General features: G+C 64.8%; 19 protein-coding genes and 1 pseudogene. 8 read left to right on the forward strand and 12 right to left on the reverse strand.

Translation table 11 applies throughout. The features are described 5' to 3' along the window. Positions 1-46: 46 nt before the first annotated feature. The 11 genes from FEF27_RS03560 to FEF27_RS03610 all read right to left on the reverse strand — a co-directional run bounded on the left by FEF27_RS03560 (position 47) and on the right by FEF27_RS03610 (position 8943). The gene (locus tag FEF27_RS03560) at positions 47-2119 is read right to left on the reverse strand and encodes a bifunctional copper resistance protein CopD/cytochrome c oxidase assembly protein (protein WP_138169457.1); all 2073 of its coding nucleotides are present in this window, start codon (positions 2117-2119) and stop codon (positions 47-49) included. Next, complete coding sequence (locus FEF27_RS03565; protein ID WP_138169458.1) at positions 2100-2297, reverse strand: hypothetical protein; 198 nt, start codon at positions 2295-2297, stop codon at positions 2100-2102. The genes FEF27_RS03560 and FEF27_RS03565 overlap by 20 nt, the downstream gene beginning before the upstream one ends. A 112-nt stretch (positions 2298-2409) precedes the next feature. Then, positions 2410-2694, reverse strand: a complete 285-nt coding sequence (locus FEF27_RS03570) for an HU family DNA-binding protein (protein WP_138169459.1) — start codon at positions 2692-2694, stop codon at positions 2410-2412. Between the two features lie 239 nt (positions 2695-2933). Further along, positions 2934-3239 carry a 30S ribosomal protein S14 gene (rpsN, locus tag FEF27_RS03575; protein WP_119901835.1) on the reverse strand — a complete coding sequence of 102 codons (306 nt, stop codon included), beginning with the start codon at positions 3237-3239 and terminating at the stop codon, positions 2934-2936. 2 nt (positions 3240-3241) lie between these two features. Beyond that, positions 3242-3409, reverse strand: coding sequence for a 50S ribosomal protein L33 (rpmG, locus tag FEF27_RS03580; RefSeq protein ID WP_022872124.1), 168 nt, complete (start codon positions 3407-3409; stop codon positions 3242-3244). Next, entirely contained in the window at positions 3409-3645 is a 237-nt protein-coding gene (gene rpmB / locus FEF27_RS03585) for a 50S ribosomal protein L28 (protein ID WP_119901834.1), read from the reverse strand. Before rpmB ends, rpmG begins: the two co-directional genes overlap by 1 nt. 259 nt (positions 3646-3904) lie before the next feature. Continuing rightward, positions 3905-4570: a potassium channel family protein gene (locus FEF27_RS03590; protein ID WP_138169460.1), complete on the reverse strand. Its 666-nt coding sequence runs from the start codon at positions 4568-4570 to the stop codon at positions 3905-3907. A 19-nt stretch (positions 4571-4589) separates the two neighbouring features. Next, complete coding sequence (locus tag FEF27_RS03595; RefSeq protein WP_138169461.1) at positions 4590-5903, reverse strand: FAD-dependent oxidoreductase; 1314 nt, start codon at positions 5901-5903, stop codon at positions 4590-4592. Positions 5904-6005: 102 nt separating this feature from the next. Further along, positions 6006-6527: a DUF3830 family protein gene (locus FEF27_RS03600; RefSeq protein ID WP_138169462.1), complete on the reverse strand. Its 522-nt coding sequence runs from the start codon at positions 6525-6527 to the stop codon at positions 6006-6008. Positions 6528-6529: 2 nt separating this feature from the next. Next, positions 6530-7951 (reverse strand): amidase, encoded by a 1422-nt coding sequence (locus tag FEF27_RS03605; RefSeq protein ID WP_138169463.1) that lies wholly within the window; start codon positions 7949-7951, stop codon positions 6530-6532. After that, positions 7948-8943, reverse strand: coding sequence for a D-2-hydroxyacid dehydrogenase (locus FEF27_RS03610; RefSeq protein WP_138169464.1), 996 nt, complete (start codon positions 8941-8943; stop codon positions 7948-7950). Before FEF27_RS03610 ends, FEF27_RS03605 begins: the two co-directional genes overlap by 4 nt. 80 nt (positions 8944-9023) lie before the next feature. Between FEF27_RS03610 and FEF27_RS03615 the strand changes: the two genes are divergently transcribed. From FEF27_RS03615 to FEF27_RS03645, 8 genes and pseudogenes are all read left to right on the forward strand, one after another. Next, positions 9024-9914 (forward strand): maleate cis-trans isomerase family protein, encoded by an 891-nt coding sequence (locus FEF27_RS03615; RefSeq protein WP_166429896.1) that lies wholly within the window; start codon positions 9024-9026, stop codon positions 9912-9914. Continuing rightward, positions 9911-10678, forward strand: a complete 768-nt coding sequence (locus FEF27_RS03620; RefSeq protein ID WP_138169465.1) for a maleate cis-trans isomerase family protein — start codon at positions 9911-9913, stop codon at positions 10676-10678. Before FEF27_RS03615 ends, FEF27_RS03620 begins: the two co-directional genes overlap by 4 nt. A gap of 35 nt (positions 10679-10713) precedes the next feature. Next, positions 10714-11403, forward strand: a complete 690-nt coding sequence (locus FEF27_RS03625) for a GntR family transcriptional regulator (RefSeq protein WP_138169466.1) — start codon at positions 10714-10716, stop codon at positions 11401-11403. 124 nt (positions 11404-11527) lie between these two features. Further along, positions 11528-11890 (forward strand): annotated as a pseudogene (locus FEF27_RS13950) (ATP-binding cassette domain-containing protein); the annotation flags it as partial. Further along, positions 11888-12403, forward strand: a complete 516-nt coding sequence (locus tag FEF27_RS13955; RefSeq protein WP_481850141.1) for an ATP-binding cassette domain-containing protein — start codon at positions 11888-11890, stop codon at positions 12401-12403. The pseudogene FEF27_RS13950 and the gene FEF27_RS13955, both read left to right, overlap by 3 nt. Continuing rightward, the gene (locus FEF27_RS03635) at positions 12400-14055 is read left to right on the forward strand and encodes an ABC transporter permease (protein WP_138169468.1); all 1656 of its coding nucleotides are present in this window, start codon (positions 12400-12402) and stop codon (positions 14053-14055) included. Before FEF27_RS13955 ends, FEF27_RS03635 begins: the two co-directional genes overlap by 4 nt. Positions 14056-14143: 88 nt before the next feature. Beyond that, a complete protein-coding gene (locus tag FEF27_RS03640; RefSeq protein ID WP_138169469.1) occupies positions 14144-14380 on the forward strand; it encodes a TM2 domain-containing protein in 237 nt (78 codons plus the stop codon). Positions 14381-14423: 43 nt separating this feature from the next. After that, the gene (locus FEF27_RS03645) at positions 14424-15107 is read left to right on the forward strand and encodes a TVP38/TMEM64 family protein (protein ID WP_243729011.1); all 684 of its coding nucleotides are present in this window, start codon (positions 14424-14426) and stop codon (positions 15105-15107) included. A gap of 1 nt (position 15108) precedes the next feature. On the opposite strand, the gene FEF27_RS03650 is transcribed toward FEF27_RS03645, so the two are convergent. Then, positions 15109-15828 (reverse strand): MOSC domain-containing protein, encoded by a 720-nt coding sequence (locus tag FEF27_RS03650; RefSeq protein WP_138169470.1) that lies wholly within the window; start codon positions 15826-15828, stop codon positions 15109-15111. Positions 15829-15834: the final 6 nt, after the last annotated feature.

Below are 15834 nucleotides of genomic sequence, written 5' to 3' on the forward strand. Positions count from 1 at the left end.
GAGTCAACCAGCCCTGGAACGGTTCTGTTCCATCTGTGACGCCGTGTTACCTGCCAGCAGCAGGACGGCCCTGGGACATCTGTTCGAACATCTCGTTGTACGCCTCCAGTTCGGCGTCACCGGTGCGCTCGGCTTCCCGGTCGAGCCGCTTGGTCTCCCGGCGGTCGTCTCGCGCCCACTGAATGCAGACGATGACCCCCATCAGCACTGCCGGGACCTCCCCCAGACCCCACATCAGTTCGGCGCCGCGGTGCTGGTCCTCGATGGCGGGGAACCACCCATGCCCCATATTGCCGAACCAGTCTGGCTGCAGCAACTGTTCAGTGGACATCAGGGCGACCGCGAAGAACGCGTGGAAGACCATGGTCGCCAGCAGGATGATCACCCGGGCGAAGTGCGGGGGCCGTGACGGCAGCGGGTCCCTTCCGATGAGCACTAGCGCAAAGATGTACCCAGTGAGGAGAAAGTGGACGGTCATCAGGATGTGGCCCAGGTGGTACTCCAGGGCCAGGCCGAAGACCGGGGTGTAGTAGAACAGCAGGATGGACCCGGCAAAGTTCACTGCGGCGACGATAGGGTGTGTGACGATCTTCGACCACGTGGAATGGACAAGCCACAGGATCCATTCGCGTGCGCCTCGGGTGCCGTCACTGCGCACCGGCAGCGCCCGCATCGCCAGTGTCACCGGAGAGCCCATGACCAGGAATATGGGGGCGACCATGGTCAGGGTCATGTGCTGGATCATGTGCCCGGAGAAGGTCACCATTCCGTAGACGGCGGGGCCGCCGGAGGTGACCCATAACAGCACACTCAGGCCGAACAACCAGGAGACTGCGCGCGTCAGCGGCCAGCTGATTCCGCGGGCCCGGACCTGGACCACTGCGCGAACATACCAAATGGCAAGGAACATCACGACGGCGACCCACAGCCAGTCGGGGCGCCACAGCGTGAAGAAATTGCTCAGCTGCGGTTCGGGCGGCAGGTCGTAGCCGGTCAGGAGCCGGGCGGGGGTGGCATCTGGGGGGAGGCTCTCGGGGACCGGGGGTGGGGTGCGTCCCAGGATGGCGCTGACTCCGATTACGGCGGTCATCAGGGCGATCTCGACAATGATCAGCTGCCACAGCAACCGGGTGGAGGCCAATATCCGGGGAATGACCCATTGTCTGTGGGCGAAACCGATTCCGGCCAGGACCAGTGTGGCCGCCGTCTTGACCACGAGCATTCGGCCATAGTCAGTGCCGAGGAGTTCGCCGAAACTGGTGATGCGGAGTTCGGCATTGATGACACCGGAGGCGGCCACGGTGACCAACGCCAGGCCAGCCAGCACCGAATAGCGCCGCAGCACAGTGCCCAGGATCTCCGGACCGCCTTGGTCCCTCGCACTGAGGTGCCGCGCGGTATAGGCGATCTGCGGGGCCAGCAGTGCAAGGGCAATGAGTCCGCCTACCCACACCACCACCCCCAGCAGGTGCAACCCCAAGGAGTTCACCGCCGCAGTGTGTCCGTCACCGGCGGCAGAGTGCCCCACCATGGCCATGGGCACAATGGCGACCAGTCCCAGCACCGCCACACACCCCACTCCAGCAGGACGTCGCACTGCCGCGAAGAGGGTCGCACACGCCCCCGCGATCAGCACAATACTCAGCCAAGCCTGACCTGTGGCGATGTTGAGGGTGTAGTCGAAGAAACCCTCCGAGAAGCCTTGGTCCGCGGAGACCGGGAGCCCGGAGAGGGAGGAGAAGGTCAGCACCAGCACGGCCAGGGCCGCGATTGTCCATACCACCGAAGCTGCCATGGCGATGTGCATGGCGCGGGTATACATGGGGTGTTCCTGTCCGGCCTGCCGATCCTGTCTGTTGCGCGGCCCTGTGCGGAACGGTATGGCGACCGCGGCCAGAATCGCGGCGCTGACGGCGGTGGCCATGGCGAGGTGATGCGCATAGCGCGCCACGGGAAGACCCCACCGAGTCAGCGGACCGGGATCTGAGATGGCCCCGCCCTGACCCACCCCGGTGGCGAGGCCTGCGACAATCAGGGCAATCAGACCTGCGGAGACTGCTGCGACGGTGACCGGCAGGGGCGCGGCCCACAGGCGTCGCTCAGCGGCCGTCGTCGTCATCCGGTGTTTCCTGATCGTCGCGCCACTGCTCGGACTGTCGAAGTTTTCGCCACATCAGAATCAACACCAGGCACACCACAATGAACGCGCCACCTGCGAAGAGGATGGGTGCCCAGCCAGGAGCGTCAACGGCGACCTCGGGTTGGACCAACAAGTGCATGAGGTGGAACCACGGCATATGAGGAATTCTACAAGTTGTCGAAAACGACGGTGACCCCCGGTCTCTTGACGAGACAGGAGGTCACCTGGTGGGCTGCCGCAAGTGGCTGCGCCACGACTAAGGCGTCAGCTCATTTGCCCGTGGCAGCAGCCTTCAGCTTGGAGCCGGCGGAGAGCTTCACCGAGTAACCGGCTGGGATCTCAATGCTCTCGCCGGTCTGCGGGTTGCGGCCGGTGCGTGCGGCGCGCTCGGTACGCTCCACAGAGAGCCACCCGGGGATGGAGACCTTCTCGCCCTTGGAGACCTGCTCAGTGAAGACCTCGAAGACGGAGTCCAGCACACCATTGACGGATGCCTGGGAATTACCGGACTTCTCTGCGACTGCTGCAACGAGCTCGCTACGGTTCAGTGCCATGTGTTTGTCCTCCTGGACTATTTTGTTCCCGTCCCGTGAGGCCGAACTTCCGCGTCATACCGCGGATCTGCGGCCGCAAATGGGCTTTCAGTCTGGCAACTTACCACGCCGGAGGCCCAACTGGGCACTCAACGGCGCTTTCACAGCATGTTTCCAGGAGTTTCGCCTGTCAGCGTACGAAAGAGCGGGGCCTCCCGATTGGGAGACCCCGCTCTTTCTGTCGTGCTGTATTGGGCCGACTACCAGGAGCTCTTGGTGATCCCCGGCAGCTCGCCGCGGTGAGCCATATCGCGGAAGCGGATACGGGAGATTCCGAACTTCTGGAAGGTTCCGCGCGGACGGCCGTCGATGGCGTCGCGGTTGCGCACGCGGATCGGGGAGGCGTCACGGGGCAGCTTCTGCAGGCCCACGCGTGCGGCCTCGCGGTCCTCGTCGGAGGCCTTGGGGTCCACGAGAGTCTTTTTCAGCTGAGCGCGCTTCTCAGCGTAGCGCTCGACGATGACCTTACGCTTTTCGTTCTTGACGATCTTGGAGGTCTTGGCCATGATCAGCGCTCCTCTCGGAAGTCGACGTGCTTACGGACAACCGGATCGTATTTCTTCAGCACGATGCGGTCAGGGTTGTTGCGGCGGTTCTTGCGCGTCACGTAGGTGAAGCCAGTACCGGCAGTCGACTTGAGCTTGATGATGGGACGTACGTCCTTGTCTTTTGCCATTAGAGCTTCTCACCTCGCTTCAACATATCGGCGACCACCGCGTCGATGCCGCGCACGTCGATGGTCTTGATGCCCTTGACCGAGAGGTTCAGGGTCACTTTACGGCCCAGCGAAGGCACCCAATAGGTCTTCCGCTGGATGTTTGGGTCGAACCGGCGCTTGGTGCGGCGGTGCGAGTGCGAGATCTGGTTGCCGAACTGCGGCCCCACTCCCGTCACCTGGCAACGTGCTGCCATGATCACTCCTCTTGAGTTGCTGTACGTAGATGCTGTTTGAAGGCCCACTGGCGCGGACCGTTTCACTGACACCGGTACGAGGACGACCAGGCTGGGTGAGATCCAACCGAAGTTGCCTACGGACACGCGGAGACCGCGTGGACGGTGCAAAGTTTAGGCGGCGCTTGGACTGTTTCCGGCGCTGCGCCCTGTGAAGAAGGCGCAACTCAGCCAAGCAGACGAAGAACCATGATACGCAGAACAGGGACAGGCCGCAATTTCACGTCTGGTCCTGCTGGGCGCTGCTGGCCGTCTCCTCAACCCGCTCGACGAACCAGCTGGCCAGCGTAGCGGTCACGGTTCCCAGCAGCCCGAGCCCGCAGACCATCAGCACCACGGCGATACTGCGACCGAGCCCAGTGATCGGATAGAAATCACCGTATCCCACGGTGGTGATGGTCCCCGTGGACCACCACAGCGCTTCGCTGAAGGTGGTGATATTGGCTCCCGGGGCGTTCTGCTCGGCGTCGAGCATCGCCAGGGATGCCATGACCACAAGGAGCATGGAGGTGAACGCCACGTAGAGGATGACCTTTCCCCGCAGCGCAGCGCCGGCCGAACGCTGCAGCACCGCCAGTGCCGTGGCGAGTCTCAGCAGCCGCAGCGGCCGCAGCGCCGGCAGCAGCACGATCGCCAGCTCATGCAGGTGAGTGAGGAACCATCTGCGAGTGTGCGGGACCAGGATCAAGGAGACCACGTAGTCCACCGCGAACAGCACCCAAATCGCATTCATCACCCAGAAGGGCCAAGAGACCTGGGTTTCGCGCAGGTCCCCAATGACGACGTAAGCGTAGACCCCGAGGAACCCCAGAGCGACGAACACCATGGGCCACTCCGTGAGCTGGGTCCACCGCAGATAAGCGGAGCGGTTGTTCCATAGCCTCATGGACCCACCGTATCCGCCGCTATCGCAGCCGCACCGGCTCTTGGTCTTCTGCCTCGTAAGGGTCGAGTGCACTGCACACTCCGGTCTCAGGCAGCGCCAATTCCAGCGGCGAGGCGTCCTCACCCGCCAGGTGGGCGGCGATAGAGCGGACTTGGCCGTAACCGGTGGCCAGCAGGAACGTCGGCGCTCGCCCGTAGGACTTCATCCCGGCAAGGAAGAAACCGTCTTCCGGGTGGGCGAGCACCTCCACCCCATGCGCCGGGACAGTTCCGCAGGTGTGGAACTCCGGGTCAATGAGCGGGGCCAGCCCGGAAGGCGCCTCCACCCCCGGATCCAGGTCGAGCCGGAGTTCTCGGAGCATGGCCAGGTCAGGGCGGAACCCCGTGGCAGCCGCTACAGCACTGACCCGAACTGAACGTCCATCTGTGAACTCAACGGTGACTCCTTCCGGCGGCGTAGCCTGCAGCCGTTGCACGGAGGCCGCTGTCATCACCCGAATGTGCCCGGCCGCGACCAGTCGGCGCAGCCGCTGCCCGAGCGCGCCACGGGCAGGCAGCTCATCGCGCTCACCGCCGCCGAAGCTGCGCTCCAGGTTCGTACCGCGCACTGCCCACAGGATCTCGGTGGCCGAATCGGTACGCTTCAGAGCCGCGAGGTTCAGCAGGGTGTTGGTGGCGCTGTGGCCGGCACCCACGACGAGTATGCGCCTGCCGGTGACCCGTGAACGGGCTGCGCCGAGCACATCCGGCAAGGGTCCGAGGAGGTGCCGCACCACCGAGGCATCCTGCTCACCAAGAGCGGGAAGACCCGCAGGGCCCATAGGGTTCGGCTGGGCCCAGGTCCCGGAAGCGTCTATCACCGCGCGGGCACGCAAGTCGGCGGTGGCGCCACCGGCCTCCACCCGGACGGTGTAGGGCGCACCCTGGCGGGCGGCGTGGTGGGTCTTGTCCCGGTCGCCGCGGCTGATCCCAGTGACCCGCGTCCGATATCTGATCCGGTCCTTCAGCTGCGCAGTCTGAGCCAGGGGCCTCAGGTACTCCTCGACCAGCTCTGTCCCCGTGGGCAAGCCCGTGGGTCTCGGTGGGCTCCAACCCTCGGCGCTGAGCAGCCGAACGCAGGCGGCATCGAGGTTGAATCTCCACGGCGAAAACAGCTTGATGTGGCCCCACGAGGCGATCGCGGCGCCGGCGTGGCCCCCAGCTTCCACCACTTGCGGCTCGAGACCCCGCTCCATCAAGTGGGCAGCCGCCGCCAGACCCACCGGCCCGGCCCCTATGACGACGACGGGGGGCATCTGGGCAGCTTGCGCGCTGTACTTCACCACGGCATCCATTCATTGATATTGATCGATGAATCCGATAATGCCCCTTATATCGATATGTGTCAATGAATCTGAGTCACAGATCGCGCTCCTCGGTCAGCACCGGGCCCCTGTTCAACGGAGCTCGGCGCGGGAGAAGGTCAAGGTCTCCCCCCGTGCACCGTCCATCCAGATTGAGTGACACGCCTGGGCGAACTCCTCCAGGCCTTGGACGACCGTGCCGAAGACATTGCCAGGGACCCAGCCTTGATCGCCGTTGATCAGCAGGTTGTTCCGGCCATAGAAGACTGCGAGGTCCGTAATGCGCTTGGCGACGACGGGCTGCTCCGCGCGTACTGGAACATCTGCGCTGTACCCATAGGCCGGGTTGCCCAGGTCATCAGAGTCAAAAGCGAAGTAGCAGAGGTCACCCGGAATCGGAGTGACCGTGGTGTTCTCCTTGCCCGGCTCCTGGGCGGCAAAGGCGTCCACCAGGTGGTAGACCTCATTGCGGGCGTATTTGCCGTGGTACACCTGTCCCGACTGTGGCAGCGCGTCCCACACCGCCGCGCAGGTCCGAGGCGCTTCGTCGTCCAGCAGCTTGGCCAGACAGCTCACCCCCCGTTGATCCAGCGTGACGGTGATGTACCGGGCCACGTTCAGCCCGCCCCCTGCGCCGCTGGGACCGTGACGGGGCGGACAAACTGTTCCCCTGCGGCCTGTTCATAGGCGCGGGAGGCACGCAGTACCAACCTGTCCTGGGTCCGGGCAGCCACGAACTGCAGCCCCACGGGCAGACCATCAGAAGCCACTCCGCACGGGACCGACGCCGCCGGCTGCTGGGTCATATTGAACGGGTAGGTGTAGGGGGTCCAGGAGGTCCACAGATCTGACTTCCAGCCTTCCGGAGCCTGGCGGTTCCGGTCGAAGGCGGTGATCGGCATGGTGGGAGTGACCAGCAGGTCGTACTTCTGGTGAAATGCTCCCATGAGCACACCCAACTCCATGCGCACCGCGGTGGCGTCGAGGTAGTCCTGGGCCGAGGCGTCGGCGTAGCGCTCAATCCCCGCCCGCAAGCCCGGGTCAACTTTGGCCAGCGCTTGCGGCCCATAGGCAGCGACCACCTTCGCAGCTCCGGTGAACCACAGCACGTGGAACGGCTCGACCGGATCAGCGAACCCGGGGTCGACCTCCTCGACAATGGCGCCCTGGTCAGCGAGTACGTCCACGGCTTCGCGGACCAGCCGCTCCACCTCAGGATCGTTCTCACCGAATCCCAGGGTCGGCGAGAACGCAATGCGCAGGCCCTCCACTCCCTGGTCGAGACCGTCGGTGAACGAGGTGGTGGGTGTAGGCAGGGCGGCCCAGTCGCGTGAGTCGAACCCTGTGATGATGTCCATCAGCATCGCCGCGTCTGTCACGGTGCGGGTCATCGGGCCAGCATGAGCCAGCGTGCCGAAAGGCGAAGCGGGGAACATCGGCACCAATCCGAACGTCGGCTTCAGTGCCACCGTGCCGGTGAAGGCGGCGGGAATACGAACCGAGCCACCAGCGTCGGTCCCCACCGACCACGGTCCCATTCCGGCGCCTACAGCCGCCGAGGAGCCTCCCGAGGATCCGCCCGCGGTCATGGCGGGGTCCCAGGGGTTGCCGGTGGCTCCGAAACGCTCGCTGTCAGTGGTGCCTTTCCAGGCGAATTCCGGAGTGGAGACTTTGCCCAGCAGCACCGCCCCGGTATCTCGGAGGCGTGCCACGCAGGGAGCGTCGGCGTCCCACGGGCCGGCGTCGTCGATCAGGGTTGAGCCGCGCAGGGTGGGCCACCCGGACGTGATGAACATGTCTTTGATGGAGGTCGGCACACCGTCCCCGGGGCCCAGAGTCTGACCTGACTTCCACCGTGCTGCAGAGGCTTCCGCGGAATCGAGCGCGGACTCGCGGTCCACCAGCACAAATGCGTTGAGCTCGGCGTTCTGAGCCTCGATCCTGCTCAGTGCCGCCTCCGTGGCGTCCACCGGAGTGAAGCTGCCTGCGGCGTATCCCTCCAGCAGCTCAGCTGCGCTGAATTCAGCCAGGTCGGTCATGATGCGCTCCTCTTTCCTGGGACGTAGCCCTTGTCTTTGTCCACCACGTTCAACAAGTCTTTTCCATCCAGCCAGCGCTGGGCATTCTCGATGAACAGCTCAGCCAAGGAGTCCCGCCAGCCGTGGACATCACCTGACATATGGGGCGCGATCATCACGTTCTCCAGTTCCCACAGCTCGGAATCCGCAGGCAGCGGTTCCTCCTCAAACACGTCAAGCGAGGCGAACCCCAACGGCCCGTGGCGCAGAGCACTGACCAGTGCTTGCTGATCCACCGAGGCGCCACGTCCGATATTGACCAGGTGTGCGCCGGGCTTCACTGCAGCCAGCGTCTCGGCGCCGATCAGCCCGGCGGTCGCTGGGGTCAGCGGCGCGGCGTTGACAATAATGTCGTAGTCGGCGACGTGCTGGGCCATGGATTCCGAGGCGATCACGGTGCCAAAATCCGAGTCAGCATCCCGCGCTGTGCGCCCGGCTCCGGTGACCTTGACACCCACGGCGGTGAGCAGCCTGGCAATCTCGCGCCCGATCGCACCGGTGCCGATCACCAACGCGGCAGACCCTTGGACCCGTGCGGTCTCCCGGTGGGCCCAGGTCTTGGTGGTCTTGAGCTGGAAGTTCCCGTGGAAATCCTTGGCGTGCGCCAGCACGGCACCGAGGACCCATTCTGCGATGGGCCGATCGAAAACGCCCTGAGAGTTGGTGACTGTCACCTCGGAGTCGCGCAGCTGGTCAAAGAGCAGAGTGTCGACCCCGGCCGCAGCGACGTGAATCCACTTCAGCCGATCTGCTTGCGGCCACGCCTGTTCCAGCGCTCCGGAGAAGAAGTCCCAGAGAAAGAGCGCATCGGCACCGGCTATGTCTTCAGGCAAATTCTCCGCATCGGTCAGCCGGATCTCTGCCCGGCCGGAGAGCTGCTCAAGTCCAGGGGGCACGGCGTACGGAGCCTCCGGATCTGAGGGGCGCAGTATTGTGATGCGGGACTCTGACATGGGTGCTACATTAGAAACCTCATCTGCAGATTGTCAACAATCCTGCAGTGCCTGCTGTCGCCGTCGCGCAAGGGGCTCCTATGACACCGGCACACCCTCCAGACCCGCCCCCACTCGCTACTCCCATTGGTGCGGTGGTCCCCTATGACATGGCTCTGGATCGAGAGCTGCGGCAGTTCTCCCGGGACAGATTCGGTTTCGAACAACTCGACCTGCTCTTCGCCCGCACCCCGTTTCAACCACTGACCGTCACCGTCGAACAGGCCCGAGCCATCTCCCGTCCCGAGGTGATCCGCGCTGCGGTGCGCTCAGTCTCCGCCACGGGCCCTGCTGGGTACATCTACGCCTGCACCTCAGGCAGCTTCGTCCGGGGTGTGGTGGGCGAACGGCGCCTCACTCACCTGATCTCCGAAACCGGACGCAAGGCCTCAGCGAAAGCGATGCGCACCCTGGAGGCTGCCCTCGCCTATCCCGAGCAGTGGCCTGATCCCGCACCGGAGGTGTCCCCCACGGCGGTGACCACCGCGGGCTCCCTGCTTGAAGCTCTTCATGCACTGGGGGTCACCTCGGTTGCCGCCGCCACCCCCTATGACCCCTCGATTGCCGCGCTGTTCCAGCAGTTCTTCGCCGAGGCGGGGATCGACCTGGTGCACACCGCACACCTGGGACTGGCCGGACGCATCTGGACGGTGCCCTGGGATACCACTCGTGACCTGGTCCGGAATGCAGATGCGCCCGATGCTGAGGCCGTGCTGATCTCCTGCACCAATCTGCCGACCTACGAGGTGCTCGATCAGCTCGAACAGGACCTCGGAAAACCGGTTCTCTCAGCGAACCAGACCACCATCTGGGCTGCTTTGCGCCGAGCGGAGCGGGAGTATCTGGGCCCCGGCGCGGCACTGCGCGACTGCTTCACCCCCGCTCCGACGGCCTCGCCGGAGCATACCCGGGAAGGAGCAGCGCCAGCATGAACGCTCGTGTCACCGTCGGCATTCTCTACCCCGGCCATGCGGCCGAGGATGACTTCTCCACGTTGGATTCCACCTTTCAGGACGCTGAGGCCCCGCCGGTGAGGCTGCCGGTGGCCATCACCACCATCGGAGTGGATGAACACACACCACAGGCGCTGCGGGAAACGGGCTCCCACCCGCGCCTGCTGGCCGGAGCCCAACGTCTGCTGACACAGCAGCGTGTGGATTCCCTCATGTGGGCCTGCACCTCCGGAAGCTTCGTCTTCGGATGGCAAGGAGCCCATTCCCAAGTGCGGCGACTGACTGAGGCCACCGGCGTGCCCGTCTCCTCGACCTCCCTCGGCTTTGTCCGCGCCCTCACCAGGCTGGGGTTGCGCCGGGTGGCGGTGGCGGCGTCATACCCGGCAGAACTTGCTGAGCACTTCGTGGGATTCCTGCGTGCCGGCGGCGTCGAACCGGTTGCTTTTGAAGCACAGGGCGTCTTCACCGCCCAGGCGGTGAGTCAGCTGCCGCGTGCGGAGCTGTTCGCAATGATTCGCCACGTTGACGTCCCGGCGGCCCAGGCGGTGGTGGTCCCGGATACGGCCATGCACTCGCTGACCTGGGTCGAGGAGATGGAGCAGGCACTGGGCAAACCGGTGCTGACGGCAAACCAAGTCACCATTTGGGAGGGGATGCGCATCGCAGGAGTCGCCCAGCCCCAGCTGCCAGCACTGGGCTCACTGCTGAACCCGGAGCGCCTGATCTCTTCCTCGCCTGACTAGAATGGATTGTCAACAATCCATGGATCGGAGCATCAATGTCCAGCCCCCAGTCGTTCAAGCGGGTTAACCGCGAGTCCACCGCCGGGCTCATCACCCGTCAGCTGCGTGAGGCGATTATGTACGGCCGGCTCAGCCCAGGAGCCCAGCTCTCGGAGGCGAACCTAGCTGCGGAGTTCGGGGTCAGTCGCGGCCCCCTGCGTGAAGCCACACAGCGCTTGGTCCAAGAGGGCCTGGTCCGCGCAGAGCCCAACCGCGGTTTGTTCGTCAAGGAACTCGATGAGCACGAGATCCGTGACCTCTACGCCGCCCGCATTGCGATCGAGACAGCCGCCGGACGCACGATCATCCGGCAGCACCGGCAGACGGCCATTGCACAACTGCGGGACGCCTATCAGACGATGCAGCAGGCCGCCGAAGACGGCACATTGGACCGACTCTCTGACGCTGATCTGCACTTTCATGAGGTCCTGGTCGACAGCGCTGGTAGTGCGCGGCTGCAACGGATGCACCAGACACTGATGGTGGAGACGCGGATGTGCCTGACTGCGCTTCAGGGCACGTATCGGGACCCGGAGGACCAGGTGGCAGAACACCGCAGGATTGCCGAGGCGATCGCCGCAGGCGATTCGGCCGGACTGGTTGACGCGATCGAAGAGCACATGCAGGAGGCATTGGACCGGCTGGTGCCGGGCACCCGAAGCGCCGGCGCCTCGGCGCAAGTGTGACCGCAGTCAGCCGGCGCAGCAGGCACGAAGATCCTTCGTTTTCGAGAAAAGGGGACGACCAATGAGCCAACGCAATGCTGTCATCGAGGCACATGAAGTCCACAAAAGCTTCGGTCCGGTCCGCGCGCTCGACGACCTCACCCTGGAGATTCTGCCCGGTGAGGTCCACGGCTTCCTCGGGCCCAACGGGTCCGGCAAGTCCACGGCGATGCGGGTGCTGCTCGGGGTGCTGCGCCCGGATTCCGGGACAGTCAAGGTCTTCGGGCTGGACCCCTGGCGCGACGCAGTCGCGCTGCACCAGCGCTTGGCCTATGTGCCGGGGGATGTGGAGCTCTGGCCGAACCTCACCGGCGGTGAGGTGATCGATATGTTCCTGCGCCTGCGCGGGAAGTACGACCGCGCGCGGCGCGATGAGCTGATTGAAAGATTCGACCTCGACCCGCGGAAGAAGACCCGCACCTATTCCAAGGGCAACCGGCAAAAGGTGGCACTGATCTCCGCGCTGGCTGCACATACAGACCTGCTGCTGCTGGACGAGCCCACCGCCGGACTTGACCCCCTGATGGAGGCCGTATTCCAAGACGTCATTCACCAGGCGAAAAGTGAGGGTCGCACCGTGCTGCTCTCCAGCCACATACTGGCCCAGGTCGAAGCGCTCTCGGACAGGATCTCCATTATCCGCGCCGGGCACATCGTTGAGTCCGGCTCGCTGTCCGACCTGCGGCACATGACTCGCACCACGTTCGAGATCGAATCGGGTCGCCCCGCCGGACATTTGGCCAGCCTCAGGTTCGTCCATGATTACCGGACCGTTGGAGGTCGGTCGGTCTTCGAAGTCGACGGAGAGCATATCCACGATGTGATGGCAGAGATCGTCAAACTCGGTGTCCACGGGATGGTGGCCCACCCCCCGACCTTGGAGCAGCTGCTGATGCGACACTACGGTCAACAGCCGTCACGTGAAGTCGCTCAGGACACCCCCGAGCAGGCAGCACCATGAGTGCCCTCGCAGCACAGTCGGGCCCAGCACCGGCTAGGGCCAGCGGTCCCGCAACGTTCACCGGCACACTGGGTCTGCTGCGGTTCATGCTGCGCCGGGACCGTTTCCGCTCCACGGTGTGGGTCGCAGGAATAGGACTGCTGGGCTTCTACTTCGCCCACGCCATACAGGTCATCGCTGAGGACGAGGCCGAGCTAGCCCAATTGGCCACCCTGTTTACCGATCCGGTGGGGCGCCTGATGACCGGCCCCGCCTTCGGAATGGAGGCACCAACCTTCGAACGGTTCTTCTCCGCCGGCTACGTCCTTTTCATCTACCTCCTCATCGCACTGATGAGCATGTTCACCGTGGTCCGCCACACTCGCGCAGAAGAACAGTCGGGGCGTGCGGAGCTTCTGAGATCCAATGTTGTGGGACGCCACGCCACACTGTCGGCGACTCTCAGCCTGGTGGTCCTGCTCAATCTCGCCGCGGGGCTCCTGGTCTTCGGCGGAGCCCTGACGGCCGGATACGCGGCCGAGGGTTCCGCACTGGTGGCCGCAGCCGGGGCCGGCAGCGGACTGTTCTTTGCAGGAACCGCTGCAATCAGCGCCCAGCTGAGCGCCTCTGCCCGCGCCTGCAGCGCAATGGCCGGCGCCGCATTGGCGGCGGCCTACGTCATTCGAATGGGCGGAGACATGGCTGCCCAGGGCGGCAGCGTGTTGTCTTGGTTCTCTCCCCTGGGCTGGGCGCAGCAGACGGCGCCCTACGTGGAGGACCGCTGGTGGATCCTGGCGCTGTTGTTCGGCACCGCTGCCGTACAGCTATGGATCGGCTACTGGCTGAGCACCCGGCGAGACCTGGAGGCCAGTCTTGTGCCAACCCGGTTGGGCCGTCAGTACGCGCGGCCGGCGCTGGGGTCTCCGCTGGGCCTGGCCGTCAGAACCCTCAAGGGCGGGTTGCGGGGGTGGGGCATTGGCTTGGTGCTGGCCGGTCTTGTCTTCGGGGCGTACGCTCAAACACTGCTGGATGCCGGTGAGAACCTTCCCGAAGAAATTCGCCAGATCTTCACCGGGGAATCGATGGTGCTCGGATATCTGGCCCATCGGGGTGTCTTCCTGGCAATCTTTGTCGCCGCGGCCGGAGTCGGTGGCCTCACCCAGCTCAGGGGCGAGGAACGCCGGGGCCGCGCGGAGCTGCTTCTCTCCGCGCCGGTGAGCCGCACCAAGTGGCTGGGTACCCATCTCGTGGTGATCCTGGGCGGTGCGGCACTGTTGCTCCTGCTGGTGGGCCTCGGCATGGGCCTGGGCGCAGCTGCGGTCCTGGAGGCGGATGCAGGCCGCTACTTTGTCTACTGCGTCGCCGCCAGTGTTCTCCAGCTGCCAGCGGTGCTGGCGGTACTGGGCATTGTTACCGCCCTGTTCGGCTGGTGGCCGCGCGCTGCAGGCCCGGTGGGGTGGACGCTGATCGGATACTGCGCCTTCATGATCACATTCGGCCAGTTGTTGGACCTGCCTGAGGTGTTCCACCAGGTCAACATCTTCGGCCATTTGGCACAGTACCCGGTGGAAGACGTCACCTGGGCACCCATTCTGGCACTGAGCGCATTAGGTCTCATAGGCCTGCTGAGCGGAATCTGGGGCTGGAATCGGCGCGAGATCAACCGCGTCTGAGGTCGCTGGCCGACCCGCGCAGAGCGCCCACCCGGCCTCGAACGAATCTCGGCTCGTGGGCCGCAGAACGCGCGAGTACACTGGGCCCATGGTTTCCCGCGCATACGACGGTCCCCAGAAAGATCCGGGGCTGGCCCTGGTCCTGACCATAGTGGGGTTCTTCTTCGTAGCGGGTCTGCAGTACTTTTACCTCGGCAAGTACATCAAAGGCATACTTTTTCTGGTCACGGTGGGATTCTTCGCCATCGGCACCATCATCTCGCTGTTCACCATCCGCCGGGCCACGCTGCAGGTGAACCGTCAGCGCGCCCTCGGATGGCGGTAGCCAGCGGCGAGCTCCGCGGCCCCCAGCTTCGGTGAACTAATACATGGCACGGTCAAGCAGCGAACCGGAGTTCCCCGCAGAAGAGCGGTGGCTCACGATCGTGCGGAACATGGCCCTGGCGCTGGTGCTGCTCGGGCTCCTCTGGGTGGTGTTCAATGTCGAACTCCCCCCGGTGCACCAGCTTCAGCAGAACATCGAAGCAGTGGGGTGGGCCGGGTGGATCACTTTCGTGGGGCTCTATGCTTTGGTGGCCGCCACGCCGATCCCGGTGACCCTGATGGCGGTGGCCGGCGGGCTGCTCTTTGATGTGATCACCGGGACCATCTTGTCCGTTGTCGGTGTGATGCTCGGCTGCTGGGCCGCCTACTGGGTAGCCCGCGGTCTGGGCAAGCGGACGATGAGCAAACTGCTGGGCCGGCACCGCGACCCCCTCGAGCAGCATCTGCGCAGCTCCGGCTTCTACGCGGTCGCTACGCTGCGGCTGATGCCCGGATTCCCATACTGGCCGGTCAACTACGGCAGCGGAGCTTTCGGGGTCAGACACACCCCCTATGTGTTGGCCAGCCTGGTCTCCTGCATCCCGGGTCAGTTCTCCCTGGTAGCCGTGGGCGCATTCATTGCAGACCCCTCCGTCTTCACTGGCGCGACGGTCGCGGCGGGGTGGGCAGCCGTGGCCCTCCTGACCATCTCGGCGTATCGAAACTGGAGACACCCGAACGGAGCGTGATTCAGGCAACCTCCGAGGGCTCCCCGAGCCATACCCGATCTCCCTGGGCGATCCTGCCGGGGACCGAGACACGGGCGTAGACAGCCACGCACAGTTCACGGTACCGCCCCAGGAGCGGCAGCATGCGCCCGGCTGCTCGAGTGCCGTCCTGATCCACGTCCACTGTGCGGCAGCGTGGAATCTTCTCCTCCATCACCACCTCGGCTGCACCCTCGCGGGTGGCCCCGATGGCCAATGAGTGACCTATCCAGGTCTCCTCAATGAAGGGCTCCTCGGTCTGCAACAGCAGGTTCACCCGCAGGCGCCGGGGATCGGCGTGGATGCCCCACTGCTGAGCCATCCACTGCAGCGTGGCGGTGCCGATGACCGAGACCGCACCCCCGTCAAAGTGAGGTGCGTCGGACTCAGCCGTGACCTCAACTGGCGCCCCGAAAGCCCGGGAGAGCTCACGGTTCAGGTCAGGATCGCCCACCACCCACGTGCCGGTTCCCCCCGCGACCCACACAGTCCCCTCCCGCGTGCGGGCAGTGTAGTCAAAGACGGCGTCGTAGCGCCGGAAACGGCTGCCATTCTTGCCGGAGGCGAGTTTGCCCTCCTGGTTCCGCACCGCGTACTCACGGTCCCCCGCCAACCCACGGGAATCCAACTCGACAGCCACCAAGGACTCCCCACCCATAGACTTCACAGGGTACCGGCGGATGCTGACCACGGTGTGTTCCATGAGCCA

The organism is Nesterenkonia sphaerica (assembly GCF_005771565.1).
In the GTDB taxonomy this organism is placed as follows: domain Bacteria; phylum Actinomycetota; class Actinomycetes; order Actinomycetales; family Micrococcaceae; genus Nesterenkonia; species Nesterenkonia sphaerica.

Coding starts and splice junctions, on each gene's coding strand:
- FEF27_RS03560 (WP_138169457.1), bottom strand. CDS start 2,119: ATGACGACGACGGCCGCTGAGCGACGCCTGTGGGCCGCGCCCCTGCCG.
- FEF27_RS03565 (WP_138169458.1), bottom strand. CDS start 2,297: ATGCCGTGGTTCCACCTCATGCACTTGTTGGTCCAACCCGAGGTCGCC.
- FEF27_RS03570 (WP_138169459.1), bottom strand. CDS start 2,694: ATGGCACTGAACCGTAGCGAGCTCGTTGCAGCAGTCGCAGAGAAGTCC.
- rpsN (WP_119901835.1), bottom strand. CDS start 3,239: ATGGCCAAGACCTCCAAGATCGTCAAGAACGAAAAGCGTAAGGTCATC.
- rpmG (WP_022872124.1), bottom strand. CDS start 3,409: ATGGCAAAAGACAAGGACGTACGTCCCATCATCAAGCTCAAGTCGACT.
- rpmB (WP_119901834.1), bottom strand. CDS start 3,645: ATGGCAGCACGTTGCCAGGTGACGGGAGTGGGGCCGCAGTTCGGCAAC.
- FEF27_RS03590 (WP_138169460.1), bottom strand. CDS start 4,570: ATGAGGCTATGGAACAACCGCTCCGCTTATCTGCGGTGGACCCAGCTC.
- FEF27_RS03595 (WP_138169461.1), bottom strand. CDS start 5,903: ATGGATGCCGTGGTGAAGTACAGCGCGCAAGCTGCCCAGATGCCCCCC.
- FEF27_RS03605 (WP_138169463.1), bottom strand. CDS start 7,951: ATGACCGACCTGGCTGAATTCAGCGCAGCTGAGCTGCTGGAGGGATAC.
- FEF27_RS03610 (WP_138169464.1), bottom strand. CDS start 8,943: ATGTCAGAGTCCCGCATCACAATACTGCGCCCCTCAGATCCGGAGGCT.
- FEF27_RS03615 (WP_166429896.1), top strand. CDS start 9,024: ATGACACCGGCACACCCTCCAGACCCGCCCCCACTCGCTACTCCCATT.
- FEF27_RS03620 (WP_138169465.1), top strand. CDS start 9,911: ATGAACGCTCGTGTCACCGTCGGCATTCTCTACCCCGGCCATGCGGCC.
- FEF27_RS03625 (WP_138169466.1), top strand. CDS start 10,714: ATGTCCAGCCCCCAGTCGTTCAAGCGGGTTAACCGCGAGTCCACCGCC.
- FEF27_RS03635 (WP_138169468.1), top strand. CDS start 12,400: ATGAGTGCCCTCGCAGCACAGTCGGGCCCAGCACCGGCTAGGGCCAGC.
- FEF27_RS03640 (WP_138169469.1), top strand. CDS start 14,144: ATGGTTTCCCGCGCATACGACGGTCCCCAGAAAGATCCGGGGCTGGCC.
- FEF27_RS03645 (WP_243729011.1), top strand. CDS start 14,424: ATGGCACGGTCAAGCAGCGAACCGGAGTTCCCCGCAGAAGAGCGGTGG.
- FEF27_RS03650 (WP_138169470.1), bottom strand. CDS start 15,828: ATGGAACACACCGTGGTCAGCATCCGCCGGTACCCTGTGAAGTCTATG.